At 68.0% G+C, this 17154-nt stretch carries 19 protein-coding genes and 1 pseudogene; 7 read left to right on the top strand and 13 right to left on the bottom strand.

The genetic code is table 11. The features are described from left to right. Positions 1-881: serine hydrolase (locus G3N93_RS17820; protein WP_206133615.1), on the top strand; the 881-nt coding region annotated here is incomplete at its 5' end. Positions 882-969: 88 nt separating this feature from the next. On the opposite strand, the gene G3N93_RS17815 is transcribed toward G3N93_RS17820, so the two are convergent. The 6 genes from G3N93_RS17815 to G3N93_RS17790 all read right to left on the bottom strand — a co-directional run bounded on the left by G3N93_RS17815 (position 970) and on the right by G3N93_RS17790 (position 6528). Further along, positions 970-1593: a glutathione S-transferase family protein gene (locus G3N93_RS17815; protein ID WP_206133614.1), complete on the bottom strand. Its 624-nt coding sequence runs from the start codon at positions 1591-1593 to the stop codon at positions 970-972. Positions 1594-1665: 72 nt separating this feature from the next. Next, positions 1666-3165, bottom strand: a complete 1500-nt coding sequence (locus G3N93_RS17810) for a TIGR01777 family oxidoreductase (RefSeq protein WP_206133613.1) — start codon at positions 3163-3165, stop codon at positions 1666-1668. After that, entirely contained in the window at positions 3162-4034 is an 873-nt protein-coding gene (locus tag G3N93_RS17805; protein ID WP_206133612.1) for a thiol-disulfide oxidoreductase DCC family protein, read from the bottom strand. The genes G3N93_RS17810 and G3N93_RS17805 overlap by 4 nt, the downstream gene beginning before the upstream one ends. A gap of 97 nt (positions 4035-4131) precedes the next feature. Continuing rightward, on the bottom strand, positions 4132-4602 hold the full coding sequence (locus G3N93_RS17800) for a DUF2269 domain-containing protein (protein ID WP_174942012.1): 471 nt from the start codon (positions 4600-4602) through the stop codon (positions 4132-4134). Next, on the bottom strand, positions 4599-5906 hold the full coding sequence (locus G3N93_RS17795; RefSeq protein ID WP_206133611.1) for an SDR family oxidoreductase: 1308 nt from the start codon (positions 5904-5906) through the stop codon (positions 4599-4601). The genes G3N93_RS17800 and G3N93_RS17795 overlap by 4 nt, the downstream gene beginning before the upstream one ends. A gap of 88 nt (positions 5907-5994) precedes the next feature. Beyond that, positions 5995-6528, bottom strand: a complete 534-nt coding sequence (locus G3N93_RS17790; protein ID WP_174942191.1) for a GbsR/MarR family transcriptional regulator — start codon at positions 6526-6528, stop codon at positions 5995-5997. 160 nt (positions 6529-6688) lie between these two features. Between G3N93_RS17790 and fabV the strand changes: the two genes are divergently transcribed. Further along, positions 6689-7891, top strand: coding sequence for an enoyl-ACP reductase FabV (fabV, locus tag G3N93_RS17785; RefSeq protein ID WP_174942008.1), 1203 nt, complete (start codon positions 6689-6691; stop codon positions 7889-7891). Between the two features lie 64 nt (positions 7892-7955). Here the strand turns inward: fabV and G3N93_RS17780 are convergent, their stop codons facing one another. Next, complete coding sequence (locus G3N93_RS17780; RefSeq protein ID WP_174942006.1) at positions 7956-8660, bottom strand: SDR family oxidoreductase; 705 nt, start codon at positions 8658-8660, stop codon at positions 7956-7958. Between the two features lie 345 nt (positions 8661-9005). Between G3N93_RS17780 and G3N93_RS17775 the strand changes: the two genes are divergently transcribed. Further along, complete coding sequence (locus G3N93_RS17775; protein ID WP_011353809.1) at positions 9006-9590, top strand: TetR/AcrR family transcriptional regulator; 585 nt, start codon at positions 9006-9008, stop codon at positions 9588-9590. Between the two features lie 84 nt (positions 9591-9674). On the opposite strand, the gene G3N93_RS17770 is transcribed toward G3N93_RS17775, so the two are convergent. Next, entirely contained in the window at positions 9675-10253 is a 579-nt protein-coding gene (locus tag G3N93_RS17770; protein WP_174989439.1) for a hypothetical protein, read from the bottom strand. Between the two features lie 291 nt (positions 10254-10544). Between G3N93_RS17770 and G3N93_RS17765 the strand changes: the two genes are divergently transcribed. Next, on the top strand, positions 10545-11462 hold the full coding sequence (locus tag G3N93_RS17765) for a DMT family transporter (protein ID WP_206133610.1): 918 nt from the start codon (positions 10545-10547) through the stop codon (positions 11460-11462). A gap of 12 nt (positions 11463-11474) precedes the next feature. Here G3N93_RS17765 and G3N93_RS17760 read toward each other — a convergent pair whose 3' ends face one another. After that, complete coding sequence (locus tag G3N93_RS17760) at positions 11475-12260, bottom strand: YhfC family intramembrane metalloprotease (RefSeq protein WP_174942000.1); 786 nt, start codon at positions 12258-12260, stop codon at positions 11475-11477. An 11-nt stretch (positions 12261-12271) separates the two neighbouring features. Then, positions 12272-12802 (bottom strand): GNAT family N-acetyltransferase, encoded by a 531-nt coding sequence (locus G3N93_RS17755; RefSeq protein ID WP_206133609.1) that lies wholly within the window; start codon positions 12800-12802, stop codon positions 12272-12274. Positions 12803-13006: 204 nt separating this feature from the next. Here G3N93_RS17755 and G3N93_RS17750 point away from each other — a divergent pair, with 204 nt between their 5' ends. The 3 genes from G3N93_RS17750 (at position 13007) to G3N93_RS17740 (ending at position 14430) form a co-directional block, all read left to right on the top strand. Continuing rightward, positions 13007-13372, top strand: a complete 366-nt coding sequence (locus tag G3N93_RS17750; protein ID WP_206133608.1) for a helix-turn-helix transcriptional regulator — start codon at positions 13007-13009, stop codon at positions 13370-13372. After that, entirely contained in the window at positions 13344-13829 is a 486-nt protein-coding gene (locus G3N93_RS17745; RefSeq protein WP_174989444.1) for an SRPBCC family protein, read from the top strand. The genes G3N93_RS17750 and G3N93_RS17745 overlap by 29 nt, the downstream gene beginning before the upstream one ends. A gap of 124 nt (positions 13830-13953) precedes the next feature. Further along, complete coding sequence (locus G3N93_RS17740) at positions 13954-14430, top strand: SRPBCC family protein (protein WP_174989445.1); 477 nt, start codon at positions 13954-13956, stop codon at positions 14428-14430. A 28-nt stretch (positions 14431-14458) separates the two neighbouring features. On the opposite strand, the gene G3N93_RS17735 is transcribed toward G3N93_RS17740, so the two are convergent. From G3N93_RS17735 to G3N93_RS41590, 3 genes and pseudogenes are all read right to left on the bottom strand, one after another. After that, the gene (locus G3N93_RS17735) at positions 14459-15589 is read right to left on the bottom strand and encodes an amidohydrolase (protein WP_206133607.1); all 1131 of its coding nucleotides are present in this window, start codon (positions 15587-15589) and stop codon (positions 14459-14461) included. Between the two features lies 1 nt (position 15590). Next, entirely contained in the window at positions 15591-16898 is a 1308-nt protein-coding gene (locus G3N93_RS17730) for an MFS transporter (protein WP_174941990.1), read from the bottom strand. A gap of 83 nt (positions 16899-16981) precedes the next feature. Then, a pseudogene (locus G3N93_RS41590) lies at positions 16982-17154 on the bottom strand (CoA transferase); the annotation flags it as partial.

The following is a 17154-nucleotide window of genomic DNA, read 5'->3' as shown; positions in this document are numbered from 1 at the left end:
TGATCGCCGAACGCTATGCGCCCGGCTTCACCGCCGACACGCCGCTGCCCGGCTGGTCGATGACGAAGACCGTGACGGCCGCGCTGGTCGGCATGCTCGTCGCGCAGCACAAGCTCTCGGCCGATTCGTCGGCGCTGCTGCCCGAATGGCGCGGCGGCGGCGATCCGCGCGCGGCCATCACGCTCGACGAGCTGCTGCGCATGACGAGCGGCCTGCAATTCAACGAGGACTACGACGATCCGCTGTCCGACGTCGCGTTGATGCTGTACGCGCAGCCCGATACCGCACGGTTTGCCTCGGCGAAGCCGCTCGCCGCGACACCCGGCACGCGGTGGTCCTACTCGAGCGGCACGAGCGCGATCGTCGCGCGCGTGATGCGCGAAGCGCTGGGCGGCAGCGAGGATGACTACCTCGCGTTTCCGCGCCGCGCGCTGTTCGCGCCGCTCGGGATGCGCAGTGCCGTGTTCGAGCCCGATGCGTCCGGCACGCTCGTCAGCCCGTCGTACATGTATGCGAGCGCGCGTGACTGGGCGCGCTTCGGGCAGTTGCTGCTGCAGGATGGTGTGTGGGACGGGCAGCGGCTGCTACCGGAAGGCTGGGTGCGCTATCTGACGCGTGCGACGCCGCAGTCTGAGCGTCAGGAGTATGGCGCGCAGCTGTGGGTCAAGGTGCCGGAGCCGTTCAACGATCGCGATCCGCATGCGGTCGCGATGCCGGCCGACGCGTTTCATGCAGTCGGCCATGAAGGCCAGTTCGTGAGCGTGGTGCCGAGCCGGCAGCTGGTAGTCGTGCGGCTCGGGCTGTCGCGGCCGGAATCCGCGTGGAATCACGAGGCGTTTCTCGCGCGCGTGCTCGACGCTTTGCCGGCGCCGGGCGCGTGACAACCGGCCCGTGATGCCGTGATGCCGGGCGTGACGCGGACGCGGCGGCGATTGCGATGCCGCCGCGCCGTGCACGACCCGCGACGCATCACGGGTTCGCGCTGCCCGCGTATTTCTGGAAGCCTTCGCGCGTCGCGAGACGTTCGATATAGCGCGATACCGCCGGGAAATCCGGATGCTCGAACGGCGTGCCGAACCAGCGATTCACCGACAGCCCGATCGGAATGTCCGCGAGCGTGAAGCCGTTGCCGGCCACGTACGCACCGGTCGCTTCGAGCCGTGCGTTCAGCACCTGCATATGCTTCGTCCAGCCCGCGATCGACTGCGCGATGCCGGCCGGATCCTGGTGATCGGGCGATTTCCGCACGAGGCCGAGGAACGCGCCCACCCACGAACGGTTCAGGTCGGCGCCCTGCCAGTCGATCCATTGATCGACCCGCGCGCGCGCCTGCGGCTCGGCCGGATAGAGCGCGTCACCGCCATAGCGGTTCGCGAGGTAACGGATGATCGTGTTCGATTCCCAGAGCACGAAATCGTCGTCCTTGATGACGGGCACGAGACCGTTCGGATTCAGCGCGAGATAGGCCGGATCGTTGGTCGTGCGGAAGCCCGCGCCCCAGTCTTCCTGTTCGAACGGCAGGTTCAGCTCGGTGCACAGCCACAGCACCTTGCGAACGTTGATGGACGGGATCTTGCCGAGGATGTGCAGCATGCAGTCTCCTTGTGAGGTCGGATGCGGAGCGCCCGGGACGCACGACACGTCCCGAACGCATTCACGTCGAGTTTATACGCGACCTCGGGGCAAACGACAGGCCGTGCGCGGAAAATCCGCGTGCAACCGATTCGTCAGGTCACGCAGCGCGTGCTCGGCGGTCGGGAACCGGAACATGAATCCGTCCTGATGCAGCCGCGCCGGCATCACGCGCTGCCCGTCCAGCAGCAGCTCGGCCATCTCGCCCATCGCGACCCGCAGCGGCGCGGCCGGCACGTGCAGCCAGGCCGGGCGATGCAGCACCTTCGACACGACCTGTACGAACTCGCGCTGGGTCAACGGCGCGGGTGCGACCGCGTTGTAGACGCCGCGCATGCCCGGGTTCGCCATCGCACGCGCGACGATCCGCAGCACGTCGTCCCGGTGGATCCAGCTCATCACCTGCGTGCCGTCGCCGAATCGCCCGCCCATCCCGAAGTAATGCGGCAACAGCATCGGGCGCAGCGCGCCGCCGGGGCCGAACACGACGCCCAGCCGCAGCACCACCGAGCGCACGCCGTGGCGGGCGAGCGGCTGTGCGGACTGCTCCCACTGCCGGCACAGCTCGGACATGAAGCCGGTGCCGGCGCTGCTGCCTTCGTCGAGCCGCTCGTCGGCAGGACGCACGCCGTAGTAACCGATCGCCGATGCCTGGATCCACGTGCGCGGCTTGACCTCGGCCGTCTCGACCCAGCGCATCAGCGATTCCGTGACGCCGACGCGGCTGGCGAGCAGCACCGCCTGCCGGCGCTTGCTCCAGCGAGCACCGAGCACCGGCGCGCCCGCGAGATTGATGACCGTGTCGAAACGCTCGTGCGGCTGCAGTTGCTCGACGGACGTGACGCTGCGCACGCGGCCGTGAAACTGGTAGGCCGCACGCAGTGGATCGCGCGCCAGCAACGTGACCGCATGCCCCGCATCGAGCAGCTGGTTCACGAGGGTTTCGCCGATGAAGCCGGTCCCGCCGGTGACGAGCACGTTCCCCGGCGGCTGCCCCGCGAACGGATTGGCGACCGGCGCGTGTCGCGCGATCCGGCAGGCCGCGATCCCGTCGCGGATTCCCGATATCGCCACGCCGACGGCGAAGAGGCTCAGCACCCAGCCGCGCCAGCCGAGGTCGAGCGCGTGCAGCGCGGTCGGCTCCCGCGCCCACACGGCCAGCTGCATCGCGATCATCCCGAACAGCGCGCCGCCGTTGACGGCCAGCAGCGTGTGCAGCACGCGTTCGGTCGCCGGCAGCTTGCGGCTCTGGTCCTCGACGACGAAATCCCACAACGTCAGCACCACCTCGACGACGACCACCGCCGCGAGGGCCGCGACCCACGCGCCGTGAAAGGCGACGTTCGCGATCGACGCGAACACGAGACCGTAAAGCACGGAACGCACCGCATGAATTCCCAGCTCGAGCCGCGCACGCGGGCTGTGCGGGAGATCCTGCGTGAGTTCGTGGTGATAGAGCGTATCGAATGCGCCCATCGCGCCCTGCACGATCAGCAGGTTGAGCGCCCAGTCGAAAGCAGGCAAGGTGTTCATACGGCGTCCCTCCTCCAAAGCCAGACAAGCGGCGGCACCATCGCAACGAGTGCCGCCGCGTCGATCGCCACATGGCCCAGTACATGGGCCTGCAATGAAAACAGCAGGTCCTGCGGCGCCCAGATCAGCAGGCCGGCCAGCAGCCATCCCCACACCTCCCGCCGGCGCAGCCGGTTGCCGAGGTGCACGAGCGCCAGCATCCAGACCGACGCACATTGCACCGTCGCGCCAATCAGCGACATCCACCAGATCTGCTGCGCACGCGCCGGTTCGGGCGCGGTTCCCGCCCAGAAATGCAGCTCGATGACGCGGTGATACGCGTCGAGCCACGGCGTGCCGGCAACCCACGGAACGGCAATGCCGACGAGCAGGTGTGCGATCGCCGCGCAGTACATCCAGCTCACCACGATGCGGCGCGCAGCGTCACCCGCCGAACGATCCGCCACGGGTTCGGCGGCACGGTCGCGACCGCTAACGCATGTCGCCCCGTCGCACGGCGCTTCGGCGCGATAGCCGAGCCAGCGCGAGACGACATGCCGGTTGCGCGCGAAGCGGCGATACAGCGGCGTCAGCGCACGACGCACGGCCGGCATGCGAAGCAACCGGACGAGCCAGCGGCGCCCGGTCAGCGCTTGGGCGGCCAGGATGCTGTCCACGCCGGTCAACATGCGTCCGTCGGGCAGGCGCGCGTGCAACTCGCGATTCAGCGCGGGCAGGTCGACGCCCAGCGGCGCGGGATCGAAACCCGTCTCCGCGATATCGACGAAAGCCAGCCGGTGTCGCGCGTCGCGCGCCGCGAGACGCTTGATCTCCGCCACGCATAACGGACATCGTCCGTCGAAGTACAGCACCAGTTCACTTGAGCTCATGATTCGCATTCCTTCTTTTTTCTGTTGCATGCTTCATGAATCGATCGACTGCTTTCCGCTGTGCCGCTCCGCCGCTCCCGTGCGACGGGCGACACGCTTACATCGGCTTGAGCACCATCAGGAAGTAGACGGTCAGCATCGCGAAGAACGCCGGATAGCCGAGCAGTTCCCAGCGCTTCGCATAGCGCCAGTACCGTTCCGGCAGCGCGGCAGCGCCGTTCGCGTGAGCGAGCTTCGCCATCGCGGCCAGTTCGACCTGCAGCCACACGACCGGCAGCCAGCACGCGCCGGCGATCGCATACAGCACGATCGACGCGACGAGCCACGGCGTATGCCACGGCCAGCCGGCCGTGTGCGCGAGCCAGAGCCCCGATGCCGGCTGGAAGATCACGGCCGGCGTCGTGAACCACCAGTCCGCGCGCACCACGAGCCGCGACACGGCCGCGATCGCGGGCACCGAGCGCGTGCGGTTCGCGAAGAACAGGTAGAACGCGGTGCCGAACCCCGTGCCGACCAGCAGCACCGAGGACAGGATGTGAAGCGCCTTGATGACGAGATAGGTATTCATGCTTGTTCTTCTTCTGAAAAAAGGATCAACAGGATGGCGAGAATCGGCACGTTCTTGAGCACGGGGCCGAACGGCTCGGCGAGCAGGCCCGGCATCGTGATCGCGATGACCGCCGAATACGCGACGATCAGCGCGGCTTGCGCGACCCACAGCCGGCGCGACGGCGCGACGACGGTTGCGATGCCGAACGCGAAGTCCAGCGCGCTGGCCGCGTAGAGCGCGATCAGCGCAGGCAGCCCGGTCAAGTGCGCAGGCGCGAGCAGCGCGAGGCTCGACTGCAGCGGATGGACGAACGCGCTGGCGAGCGCCGTCCAGATCCACACGATCGCCAGCGCGCCCAGCAGCAGCGGACGACGCCACATCGCGAGCGCGTCGCGACGCAGCGCGGCGGCTTCCGCGCCGATGAAGCCGTCGATCCCGCGCGGCGGCCGGCCAAGCATCGCCGTGGCGGCGGCCGGATCGCCGGTGTTCCCGCCACGCAGCATGGCCCACGTGTCGCGCGTGAACATCGCGCCCGGCAGCATGCCGAACACCGTGGCCGCGACGCCGGCCAGCGGGCCCGGCAATGCAATGCGGGCGGCCGGCGGAAACCCCAACGCGGCGCGATAGCGGGCCAGCATCTCGCGGTATTCGACTTCGTCGGTGCCGACCACGTCGATCACCGGGCCGCCGACCGCCGGCGCATCGATGCATCGAGCCACGACTTCGGCGAGATCGTCGACGTGCACGGGGCGCAGCCGCTGATGGCCACCGGCCGGCAGGACCTGCACCGGCAGGCTCGCGAGCATCCTGAAAAACCGCGCGGACGCGCCGGCCGTGCCATAGACGAGCGCGGGACGCACGATCCGGGAGTCGATCGGCAGCGTCTGCAGGAAGCGGTCGGCAGCGTGCTTGCTGGCGAAGTAGCGCGTATCGCCACGCTCGACGCCGAGTGCCGAGATCTGGATCACGCGCCGCACGCCGGCGCGGCAGCACGCGGTGAAAAGCGCGCAAGGCGCGGCGCGATGCACGGCGTCGAGCGTCGCGCCGCGCTGATCGGCAAGAATGCCGACCGCATTGATCACCACGTCGACGCCCTTCAGCCGCGCGAGCCACGCGTCCGGGTCGACGTCCTTCGAGAAGTCGATCGCGACATCGGACGGGCCAACCGCCTGACGCACGCCGCGCAGCACGCGATGGCCGCCGGCTTCGAGCTGCGCGCACAGTGCCCGCCCGATGAAGCCGTTCGCGCCGCACACGAGAACGGTCATGCTGCGCGCCCCGGTGCGGCCATGCGGGCAGGTCGACGGCAAGACGGCATTCATTTTCATCCTCTATTTACAGTTATTTCTGTACAGACAGAAATAACAACCCCGAAAAAAGCGGGCTCGCTGCCCGCACTGCGTGACCCGCTTACTTCGACGGCTTGCGCCTGACCGTCTGGCTGATCTTCGCGCCGATGCCGAGCGCCTTCATCAGCGTATCGGGCTTGAGCCGCAGCATCTCGTCCGACCAGGTCGTGAGCGTCTCGACGAACTGCAGCGTGTCGCGGATGCGCTGTTCGGTCTCGCGGCTCTCGTTCGCGATCTCCGGATTCGTCAGGCAGTCGCGCAGCACCGAAAGCGTCGGCTCGATCTCGCGCTGCCGCCGCCCTTCGACGATCAGCTTGAACAGCTCCCAGATGTCGGTCGACGTCTCGAAGTGGTCGCGGCGGTCGCCCAGCACGTGCACGACCTTCGCCAGCCGCCATGCCTGCAGCTCCTTCAGGCTCGTGCTGACGTTGGAGCGTGCCACGTTGAGCGTCTCGGCGATCTCGTCGGCCGCAATCGGCCGGCCGGCCAGATAGAGCAGCGCGTGGATCTGCGAGACGGTGCGGTTGACGCCCCACCGCGAGCCCATTTCGCCCCAGTGGAGAATGAATCGTTCGGCAATCGGTGTGAGTTCCATGACGTGAAATTTAGGCATTTCAGTTATTTCTGTCAAGAGAGAAATAACTGAACGATCCGCCGGGTTCCGGCCGCGCCCGCCCGCGATCTGCCGCATCCATTACAATGCGCGGGATTTTCCCGAATTCAGGCCGTCCCAGCCTTTCTGACTAGAGGTTTCCATGATCATCAAACCGCGCGTGCGTGGCTTCATCTGCGTGACGACTCATCCGGTCGGCTGCGAAGCCAACGTCAAGGAACAGATCGACTACGTGACTTCGCACGGCCCGATCGCCAACGGCCCGAAAAAGGTGCTCGTGATCGGCGCGTCGACCGGCTACGGCCTCGCCGCCCGGATCTCCGCCGCTTTCGGCTCGGACGCGGACACGCTCGGCGTGTTCTTCGAGCGCGCCGGCAGCGAAACGAAGCCGGGCACGGCCGGCTGGTACAACACCGCCGCGTTCGAGAAATTCGCCGCTGAAAAGGGGCGCTATGCGCGCAGCATCAACGGCGACGCATTCTCCGACAAGGTCAAGCAGGTCACGATCGACACCATCAAGCAGGATCTCGGCAAGGTCGATCTCGTCGTCTACAGCCTCGCGGCACCGCGTCGCACGCATCCGAAGACGGGCGAAACCATCAGCTCGACGCTCAAGCCGATCGGCAAGACGGTCACGTTCCGCGGCCTCGACACCGACAAGGAAGTGATCCGCGACGTCACGCTGGAACCGGCGACGCAGGAAGAGATCGACGGCACCGTCGCCGTGATGGGCGGCGAGGACTGGCAGATGTGGATCGACGCGCTCGATGAAGCCGGCGTGCTGGCCGACGGCGCGAAGACCACCGCGTTCACGTATCTCGGAGAGCAGATCACGCACGACATCTACTGGAACGGCTCGATCGGCGAAGCGAAGAAGGATCTCGACAAGAAGGTGCTGTCGATCCGCGACCAGCTGGCCGCGCACGGCGGCGACGCGCGCGTGTCGGTGCTGAAGGCCGTCGTCACGCAGGCCAGCTCGGCGATCCCGATGATGCCGCTGTACCTGTCGCTGCTGTTCAAGACGATGAAGGAAAGCGGCACGCACGAAGGCTGCATCGAGCAGGTGTACGGCCTGTTCAAGGACAGCCTGTACGGCGCGACGCCGCACGTCGACGAAGAAGGCCGCCTGCGCGCGGACTACAAGGAGCTCGATCCGCAGGTGCAGGCGAAGGTCGTCGCGCAGTGGAACCACGTGACGAACGACAACCTGTACGAGCTGACCGACTTCACCGGCTACAAGACCGAGTTCCTGCGCCTGTTCGGCTTCGAGATCGCCGGCGTCGACTACGACGCGGACGTGAACCCGGACGTGAAGATCCCGGGCATCATCGACACCACCGTCTGACGACCCGGCCCGCCGCCCCCACTGCACGCGCAGCGAGGGCAGCGGGCTCGGGATACCGGTGGCGTCAACGCGGCGCCGGTTCTTCCAGATAGACGCCCGACGACAGCGTGGCCTTCACGTGCCGCGTGAGTTCGTCGGTCGACACCTCTTCCTCCCCCGCTTCGATCGCTTCGTACGCCTGGCGCACGACGTCGGCCGGCGTCGCCTTCGGCACGTCGAGGCCGGCCGTCAGGTCGGTATCGATGAAGCCGGCATGCAGCCCGACGACCTGCGTGTGCTGCTCGCGCAGCGAATGGCGCAGCCCGTTGGTCAACGCCCACGCGGCCGATTTCGACACGCCGTAGCCCGCCAGGATCGGCCGGTTCACCCAGCTCGCGACCGACAGGATGTTCAGGATCGCGCCGCCGCCATGGCCGGCGAGGATGCCCGCGAACGCACGCGACATCGCCAGCATCCCGAACACGTTGGTTTCGAAGTGATCGCGCAGCGCGTCGGGCGCGCCGTCGTCGGTCAGGCTGCCCAGCCGCGCGATGCCCGCGTTGTTGATCAGCAGCGTGACGTCGCGTGCGGCATCAGCCGCCGCGGCAACGGCCGCCGGATCGGTCACGTCGAGCTTCACCGGCACGACGCCCGGCAGCGTCACGGTGGCCGGATCGCGTGCCGCCGCATAGACCTTGCGCGCCCCTCTGGCGAGCGCCTGCTTCGCGAACTCGAGCCCGAGCCCGCGGTTCGCGCCCGTGATGAACACCACTGCACCTTCGATCTTCATGTTCGTTCCTTTCGCATGATGAATCGCATGCACGCCGGCTCGCCGCGCGCGTGAGATCCGGTGGAAAACCAGACTGCCGTTGCCTATCGAACCGTTGCGCCGCCAGGCGGCAGACGGGGAGCTGTCCGCTGCCCTTCCTGCCCCTGCGGCGCCAAAGACGCCAACCGATTGCCATCCGGTGTTCCGGCCGTGACTTTGCTCCCGCCGCCAAGTCGGCTACACTTGATGTCAATGTCGATCACCATTGTCTTTGCGATGCATTGTGTTCGCGCAGCTCGGGCATGTCAATGGTGATCGACATTGTGTTTTCCAATCGATGCGATCGAAAAAATCAGGGAGAGATCGATGGGCGTATCAAGACAGCAGGCTGCCGAGAACCGGAGCGCGATCGTCGCGGCCGCCGAGCGGCTGTTCCGCGCGCGCGGCGTCGACGCAGTGGGGCTGACGGAGCTGATGAAGGAAGCCGGCTTTACGCAGGGCGGCTTCTACAACCACTTCAAGTCGAAAGATGCGCTGGTCGCCGAGGTGATGGAAAAGGCCATGCAGGACCGCGCGGATTCGCCGAATGCCGGCAGTCTCGACGCGCAGGTGGCGCTGTATCTGTCGGCCGCGCATCGCGACAACGTCGAGGCCGGATGCCCGCTGTCCGGTTTCGCGGGCGATGCGCCGCGACTGACCGATGCGGCGCGTGCGTGCTACGCGCACGGCCTCGCCACGTATCTCGATCGGCTGGAACGGATGGTGGCCGTGGAAGGCGCGACGCCGGCGCAAACGCGTCGCGACGCGGTCGCGGTCTTCAGCCAGATGGTCGGCGCGCTCGTGCTGTCGCGCGCGATCGCCGGCACCGATCCCGCGCTGGCCGACGAGATCCTCGCGGCAGGGCGGGACACGCTCACCGCCGGGCGCGACGATCCGGTCGCGCCGGCGTAGCCGCGTCATGACGTCGTGACGTGTCGGCTCGCGCCGTGTGTTGGCGTGGCGACGTGCGCGCCGACGTTTCAGCGTCTTGCCGCGCTATTCGACCGCCCGTGCGGCATCCCACAGCGGCTGTGCGCCGCGCGCCGCATTCCAGGCGGCAAAACGCGTGCGCCACGCTTCGAACGGCTCCGCCAGCGGGTGGCGCGGATCGTCGCTGAGCGAATACGCCATCCCTTCGATCAGCCAGCGCGGCTTGGTCGCGACGGCCAGGTTGCCGAGCACTTCGGCCTGCCGGTGATGGATCAGCTCGTGCGCGAGAAAGTAGGTCTGCCAGCCGCGTGGCGCGACGACCACGCCGAAATTCCCGAGCGTCAGCGCCGCGCGTTGGCCCAGGCCGAACGCATCGGCACACGCCCGCGTCGAGCAGAACACGACGCGCGGCGCCTCCTGGAATGCACCGACGGCTGCCGCCGCGCGCGCATAGCCGTCGCGATAGAGCTGCTGCGCGTCGCCGAGCTTCGCGGCATCGTCCGTGCAGATATCGGCGCTCGGACACGATACGCCGGGGACCAGCGCGGGCGCGACGACGCGCAACGGCTTGACGAGCGCATACGCGGCAATCGGCAGCGCGACGAGCAGGCCCGTGAGGGCGAAAGCGACATGGGAGCGTTTCATCGAGGCGGTGGTTCCGGGGCGTTCTGCGGAAGTCTTCCTGCGTGAATATATCGGACTGGCGACGTCTCCGGCCCGGCTTGTTTCCCGGCCGGCGTCCGGTTGCCCGCTTGCACTCGCCGCAACGTGGGAGAGACATTCCGGCGCTTGCCATTGCGATCCACCACTTCGTTGCAACAAAGACTTTTTACGACCTAATAGCGACCAAATAATATATTGGACGCACTACAAGGCGCACCTCATCCTTGTCCTCTATCGGCTCGCAACGGCCGCACGACAAAGACAGGACAGGACATGAACGGAAACGAACGGCTCGCCGGCATCGGCTACGGATTGCTCGCGGCGCTCATCTGGGGCGGCTTTCCGGTCGTCACGCGCCTCGGTGTCACGCACTCGGCCCTCGATGCGTACGACATCGCGTTCATCCGTTTCGCCGTATCCGGCACGCTGCTGCTGCCCGTCCTGCTGCGCGGCGGCCTCGGCGCGCTGCGCCCGGCGTCGATCGCGTCGATGGTGATCGGTGCCGGCGCGCCCTACATCCTGACCGTCGCGGCGGCGTTGAGCCATGCGCCGGTCGGCTACTTCGCGCTGACGCCGGGCAGCATGATCGCGTTTACGGCGATCCTTGGCCGGCAGGTCGCGCACGAACGCCTGAGCGCCACGCAGGTCGCCGGCATCGTCACGATCCTGGCCGGCATCGCGCTGGCCGCGTCCGATGCGCTGCGCGGCGCGATCGGGTTGCCGGCCCTCGCGCTGTTCATGCTCGGCGGCCTGCTGTGGGCCGTCTATAACGTCACGACGAAACGCGCCGGCGCCGGTGCGCTGCACGCGACGGCCGTCGTGTCGGTCGGCTCCGCGGTGCTCTACTGCCCGCTCTATCTGGCCGTACGCGGCGGCGCCGTGCTGCATGCGCCGGTCGCTGCCATCGCGACGCAGGCGATCTACCAGGGCGTGCTGATGTCGGTACTGGCGCTCTACTGTTTCAGCCAGGCCGTCGTCGCGCTCGGCCCGGCGATCGGCGCGACCTTTGCCGCGCTGATGCCGCCATTCGCCACGCTCGAGGCGATGCGGCTGCTGGGCGAACGGCCACACGCGCCGGCGCTCGCGGGCATCGCGATCGTCACGGCCGGGATGGCCTTGAGCCTCGTCAGCCAGTGGCGCACGGGAGAACGGCCGGCCATCGGTCCGGCGAACCCTGCCGCCCAAGGCTGACACGGTCCCCCTTCACGCGGCGTGCTCCGTGCGCGTGTCGCCGGCGCCCGCTTCCCGGCGGCTCCAACGCAGACCCAGCCACAGAAGCGCGACACTGCACACGAACAGGAGCACCTCGACCAGCACGGTATCGACATGCCAGTACCGCGTCAGCAGTACGGCAGCGAGGTCGAACAGGAAATGAAATGCGACCGCATACGCGAGCCAGCGCGTCGTGCCCCGAACGAATGCCTGCAGCACGATCAGCGACAGCCCCACATGCGCGGCCATGGCGCTCGCGCGCTCGAACAGCGCGAGAAACGGCGACGCGGGTGTCATGCCCGAGAACTGCGACCCGATCAGCGACTGCGCACCTTCAGGCACCACGATGCCCGCTCGCGCGAGCAGGTAGCCGGTACCGAGCGCGATAAATCCGACGCCGACCAGCAGCATCGCTTCCAGTCCGCCGTGCCCGAGCCCGAGCATCACGGCCGTCGGCGCATCATGTCGCTTCGGCAGCAGATACCGAAAAGCGACCCAGCGCCCGCACTCCTCGAAGAGCCCGGCCGTCAACGCCGCGAACACGAGCATCGGCAGGTGCCAGCGGGGATCGTTCCCGAGCCAGTGGAACAACGGCGCCTGCCACGACAGGCGCAGCACCGGCTGGAACACGAAAAAGGTCAGCATGCCGTAGAAAAACACCCGCAACGGCACCTGCGTGCGGCGCCGCCACGCGACCGCGAGCACCACCGGCGCGGTCAGCGCCACGGCGCCCGCCGCGAGTGTGAGGAGCAGGAGCGACGGGGCGACGGGATGCATGACGAATGCCGTTACGCGAGCTGCTTGTGGAAATACGTCGTCGCGCAGAGCGCGCCGTCGGGCATCAGCGCATAGTTCGGCACGATGCCGACGCGCTGCCAGCCGGACCGCTCGTACAGCCGCTCGGCGTCGCCGCCCGTCACGGTGTCGAGCACGAGCACGGTCTTGCCGGCGTCGCGCGCGACCACGTCGGCCGCCGCCATCAGCCGGGCGGCGATGCCCTGTCGGCGCGCGTGCCGCGACACCAGCATCTTCGAGATATCCGCGCGATGCGGCTGGTTCTCGGGCTGCGCGGTCACGACCTGCACGGTGCCGACGATCCGGCCGGCCGCGTCCTCGGCAATGAGCAGGATGCGCTCGCCGTTCGCGACGCCATCGGCGACGTTGGTCCAGAACGCGACGGCGGTCCGCCGCTCGATCGGCAACATGAAACTGACGGACGCGCCGCCCTCGACGCAATCGATCAGCACGTCGGCCAGCGCATCGACGCAGGACATCGCTTCGCCCGCATCGACGCGGCGGACGGTAACAGATTCGGTCATGCCCACTCCGGTAGTCAGTTGGGTCGCACACGCGGGTTCGGCGTGCGTCCGGATCGGAAGGAACACCAGCCGGCCGTCGCGGCTCGCGCAACGGCGGCAGGCGCGCGGCAACGCCGCACCCGGTCGGCACGTGTTACCGCCCCATCATCCTACGCGACGAAAAATTCCGTTGCATCGCCGTCCGCTTTCCCTATACTTAGCCGCATGGCTAACTTTCAACCCGGCATCAGCGACGTTTTCCACGCCCTCGCCGATCCGACGCGCTGCGCAATCGTCAGCGCGCTCGGCCACGGCGAACGGACCGTCTCCGCGCTGGCCGCGCCGTTCGACATGGCGCTGCCGTCGTTCATGAAGCACGTCGCGGTGCTCGAGCGCAGCGGTCTCGTCCGGACCCGGAAAGCCGGCCGCTCGCGAACCTGCACATTGGTCGGCAGCCGGCTAACCGAAGCCGAGGCATGGCTCGCCGAGCAGCGCGCGCTGTGGGAAGCCCGATCCGATCGTCTCGTCGAATTCGTCGAACGCCGTCACCAGGAGGAGCAAGATGTCAGCAAGCCACGTCGACCCCGCTGAAGCCCACGATCTCGTCATCACGCGCACGCTGCGTGCCCCGCGCCACGCGCTGTGGCGTGCATGGACCGACCCCGAACTGCTGAAGGAATGGTGGTGCCCGAAACCGTGGACCACCGAAGTGCGCGCATTCGACCTGCAGCCGGGCGGCGCCTTCCACACGTTCATGCGCGGCCCCGACGGCGGCACGAGCGACAATCCCGGCTGCTTCCTCGAAATCGTGCCGGAATCGCGCATCGCGTTCACGTCGATGCTCACGGGCGGCTGGCGGCCGCAGGCGCCATGGATGGGCTTTACGGCGATCATCACGATGGCCGACGACGATGCGGGCAGCCGCTACGAAGCGCGCGTGATGCATCCCGACGCCGCCACGCGCGAGCGCCACGAAGCGCTCGGCTTCTTCGAGGGCTGGAACACCTGCATCACGCAACTCGACGCCTTCGCGGCCGCGCTGCGCTGAGCCGACCGTGGCCGCGTGTGCGGCCATTGCATGGCGCGTCGCGCGCGCCTAGGATTCCTGAAGGAAGCATGACGACACGCCGGCCGCCGGCGTGCACCGTCGCGCGCGCTCCGCGGGAGGCAACATGTTGCACACGCACACGCATTCGACCCGGGTCAGCCGGCACCTGAACGCCCCGCGCGGCCGCGTCTACCGCGCACTGCTCGATCCGCACGCGGTCGAGCAATGGAAGGTGCCCGACGGCATGACGTGCCGCGTGCATGCGTACGACGCGCGCGAAGGCGGCGCGCTGCGCGTGTCGCTGAGCTACGACGCGCCGTCGGCCGGCACCGGCAAGACCACCGCGCGCACCGATACCTATCACGGCCGCTTCGTCACGCTCGTGCCGGACCAGCAGATCGTCGAGATCGACGTGTTCGAAACCGACGATCCGATGTTGCGCGGCGCAATGACGATCACGATCACACTGTCCGACGAAGCGGGCGGCACGCGCGTGGACGCCGTACATGACGGGGTGCCGCCCGGCGTGCCGGCCGCCGACAACGAGACCGGCTGGCAGATGGCGCTGGCGAGGCTCGCGGCGCTGGTGGAGGCCGGGTAAGCAAACGCCGGGCCCGTCGCGGCGCGCGTCAGCCGAGCCGGTAGGCGCGCGTGACCGTGCCGCGGAACAGCGCGTCGCGCTCGTCCGGGCTCGCCTGTGCGGTCAGCCGCTTGAACGCATTCCAGCCGTTCACGAACGAATACGAGCCCTTGTCGACCGGGAAATTGCTCTCGAACATGCAGCGCCCGGGGCCGAACGCGTCGATACAGGTCATCATCCACGGCTTCCACGTGTCCGCGAGCTGCACGGAAGACGGCGGCCGCTCGCCCTTCTCGAAATCGAAACCATTGATGCGCATCCCGAGCCCGCCGACCTTCACGTACACGTTCGGCAGTTGCGCAAGCGTGCGCATCGACGCCGACCAGCGTTCGAACACCTCCGGCCGCTTGTCGGCATAGCTGGCGATCCGCACGACGCCGCCGCAGTGATTGACGATGACGCGCGTATCGGGGTTCGCCTTCGCGAGCTCGAACAGTTCGGGCAGTTGCGGAAAGAACAGCCACGCGTCATACGAAAGCCCGAGCGGCGCGAGCTGCGCGACGCCTGCGCGGTACGCGGGATCGAGCAGCAGCCCGCGCGGCACCGCCGACAGCGGATTGGCGAGCGTCGGATCGGCATCCCATGTCGTCAGGTGACGAACCCCGCGGAAGCGCCCGCGACCGGCTTCGAGATGCGCTTCGAGCACGTCGCGCACGCGTTCGCCGAGACGCAGGTCCGCGTGGCCGACGATGCCTTTCGCGACCGCCACGGGGCCGTGCTGCAGCGGCTCGGTCACGCCCGCGACATAGGCCGTCTCGCCCACCGGTTTCAGTTCGGCCGGCCCCGAATCGCGATAGCGCGTCTGCGCCTGCATGTAGACGGACGCCTGGATGTTGTGGCCCGAGCGCGCATCCTGCAGATAATCGTCGAGCATGTAGATCCAGCCCGGCCGTTCATAGAAATGATGATGCGCGTCGACGATCGGCAGGTCGGGCTCGAGCGCGGGTTCGAGCGCCGACGCGAGCCAGTCAGGGCGGACCGCGAGATAGTTGCTTTGCGTCGTCATGCGGGAAACTCCTTCCTGGGTCGCGGCGCGCGTATCGGTGAACCCGGGCAGCGCAAGCGATGCGGCGGCCGCGCCGAGCAGCCGGCGTCGCTTGATCGAAGTTGTCGTGTCCATGTCATTCGCTCCGGTCGAACGCATACAGCGACAGCGTCAGCAGCGTCGTGATCGCAAGCACGATCGCGAGGCCGAGCATGCCGGCGGTAAAGGTGCCGAAGCTGTCCTTCAGGTAGCCGACGAGATAAGGGCCCGCGAAGCCGCCGAGCGCGCCGATCGAGTTGATCAGCGCCAGCCCGCCGGCCGCGGCCTGGCCGGACAGGAAGCGCGAGGGCAGCGTGTAGAAGATCGTGCGGCCGGCAATCGTGCCGATCAGCGCGAGCGTAATGCCGACGAGTGCCGGCCCGAGCGTCAGGAAGTGCGTCGACACACCGAGCGCCACCGCGCCGATGAACAACCCGATCGCCAGGTTCGCGACCGGGCCGCCGCGCCGGTCCACGCGCTTCGCCCACCACAGCAGCGCGATGGTCGCGAAGAAGTACGGCACCGCTGACAGCCAGCCCGTCTGCATCGTCGACATGCCGTGCGCCTTCAGCATCTGCGGCAGCCAGATGCCGATCCCGTAGGAACCCATCGTGAAGCCGAACGAGATCAGCGCGAGCACGTACACACGCACGTCGCGCAGCGCGACGCCGAAGCGCTTCTTGCGGCCGGCGGCCGCGCCGTCGCGCTCGAACGCGCGCTGCAGCGCCGCACGCTCGTCGTCAGACAGCCACGCGGCATGCGACGGCGAATCGGACAGCAGCTTCAGCACGAGAAAACCGAGCGCGCAGGCCGGCAGCCCTTCGACGATGAACATCCACTTCCATCCCGCGAGCCCGAGCACGCCGTCGAGCTGCAGCAGCCACGTCGACAACGGGCCGCCGATCAGCGACGACAGCGGCGTCGACACGGTGAACCACGCCAGCACGCGCGTGCGGTAGCTCGCCGGAAACCACACGGCGAGGAAGAAGATCACGCCCGGAAAGAATCCGGCTTCGCCGATACCGAGCAGCAGCCGGATCGCATAGAAGCTCGTCGGCCCGGTCGCAAGCGCAGTCGCGGCCGCCATCACGCCCCACGTGATCATGATGCGGGCGAGCCAGCGGCGCGCGCCGAAGCGGTACAGCGCGAGATTGCTCGGCACTTCGAACACGCAGTAGCCGGCGAACATGATCCCCGCGCCCCAGCCGAACTGCGTCGCGGTCAGCCCGAGATCGCGGTTCATCGTGAGCGCCGCGAACCCGACGCTCGTGCGGTCCAGGTAGTTGAAGAAATACGCGAGTGCGAGCAGCGGGATGAAGCGCCACGCGGCCTTGCGCACGGCCCGTTGCTCGATCGACGCGTCGGTCTCGCGATCGGCGGTAAGTGCCGGGGAAGCGGATGTCATGGTTGTCTCCGTGGATCGGGCGGTCCGCGCCCGTGCGTGGCACGGTCGGGCCGCCTTTGTTCGTTCGATGAATCCCGGCCGCGCTACGCGCTCGCCAGTTCGTTCGGCGACGGCGCGCCGCCCGGTGCCGCGTCGTCCGCGCCGTGCTGCCCCGCGACGACACCGGCTTCGATCAGCGCACGCGCATCGTCCGGCGTGTAGCCAAGCTCGCCGAGCAGCGCGCGCGTGTCCTGGCCAAGTGCGGGGGGCGCCGCTA

It is taken from the genome of Burkholderia sp. Se-20378, from assembly GCF_017104665.1.
Classification (GTDB): Bacteria; Pseudomonadota; Gammaproteobacteria; order Burkholderiales; family Burkholderiaceae; genus Burkholderia; species Burkholderia lata.
Note: the sequence above shows the minus strand (reverse complement) of the source record. Positions and strands in the feature narration are given on the sequence as shown.

Coding starts and splice junctions, on each gene's coding strand:
- G3N93_RS17790 (WP_174942191.1), bottom strand. CDS start 6,528: ATGGAACTCACACCGATTGCCGAACGATTCATTCTCCACTGGGGCGAA.
- G3N93_RS17795 (WP_206133611.1), bottom strand. CDS start 5,906: ATGAATGCCGTCTTGCCGTCGACCTGCCCGCATGGCCGCACCGGGGCG.
- G3N93_RS17765 (WP_206133610.1), top strand. CDS start 10,545: ATGAACGGAAACGAACGGCTCGCCGGCATCGGCTACGGATTGCTCGCG.
- G3N93_RS17800 (WP_174942012.1), bottom strand. CDS start 4,602: ATGAATACCTATCTCGTCATCAAGGCGCTTCACATCCTGTCCTCGGTG.
- G3N93_RS17750 (WP_206133608.1), top strand. CDS start 13,007: ATGGCTAACTTTCAACCCGGCATCAGCGACGTTTTCCACGCCCTCGCC.
- G3N93_RS17745 (WP_174989444.1), top strand. CDS start 13,344: ATGTCAGCAAGCCACGTCGACCCCGCTGAAGCCCACGATCTCGTCATC.
- G3N93_RS17755 (WP_206133609.1), bottom strand. CDS start 12,802: ATGACCGAATCTGTTACCGTCCGCCGCGTCGATGCGGGCGAAGCGATG.
- G3N93_RS17760 (WP_174942000.1), bottom strand. CDS start 12,260: ATGCATCCCGTCGCCCCGTCGCTCCTGCTCCTCACACTCGCGGCGGGC.
- G3N93_RS17780 (WP_174942006.1), bottom strand. CDS start 8,660: ATGAAGATCGAAGGTGCAGTGGTGTTCATCACGGGCGCGAACCGCGGG.
- G3N93_RS17730 (WP_174941990.1), bottom strand. CDS start 16,898: ATGACATCCGCTTCCCCGGCACTTACCGCCGATCGCGAGACCGACGCG.
- G3N93_RS17770 (WP_174989439.1), bottom strand. CDS start 10,253: ATGAAACGCTCCCATGTCGCTTTCGCCCTCACGGGCCTGCTCGTCGCG.
- G3N93_RS17775 (WP_011353809.1), top strand. CDS start 9,006: ATGGGCGTATCAAGACAGCAGGCTGCCGAGAACCGGAGCGCGATCGTC.
- G3N93_RS17810 (WP_206133613.1), bottom strand. CDS start 3,165: ATGAACACCTTGCCTGCTTTCGACTGGGCGCTCAACCTGCTGATCGTG.
- G3N93_RS17735 (WP_206133607.1), bottom strand. CDS start 15,589: ATGGACACGACAACTTCGATCAAGCGACGCCGGCTGCTCGGCGCGGCC.
- fabV (WP_174942008.1), top strand. CDS start 6,689: ATGATCATCAAACCGCGCGTGCGTGGCTTCATCTGCGTGACGACTCAT.
- G3N93_RS17815 (WP_206133614.1), bottom strand. CDS start 1,593: ATGCTGCACATCCTCGGCAAGATCCCGTCCATCAACGTTCGCAAGGTG.
- G3N93_RS17805 (WP_206133612.1), bottom strand. CDS start 4,034: ATGAGCTCAAGTGAACTGGTGCTGTACTTCGACGGACGATGTCCGTTA.
- G3N93_RS17740 (WP_174989445.1), top strand. CDS start 13,954: ATGTTGCACACGCACACGCATTCGACCCGGGTCAGCCGGCACCTGAAC.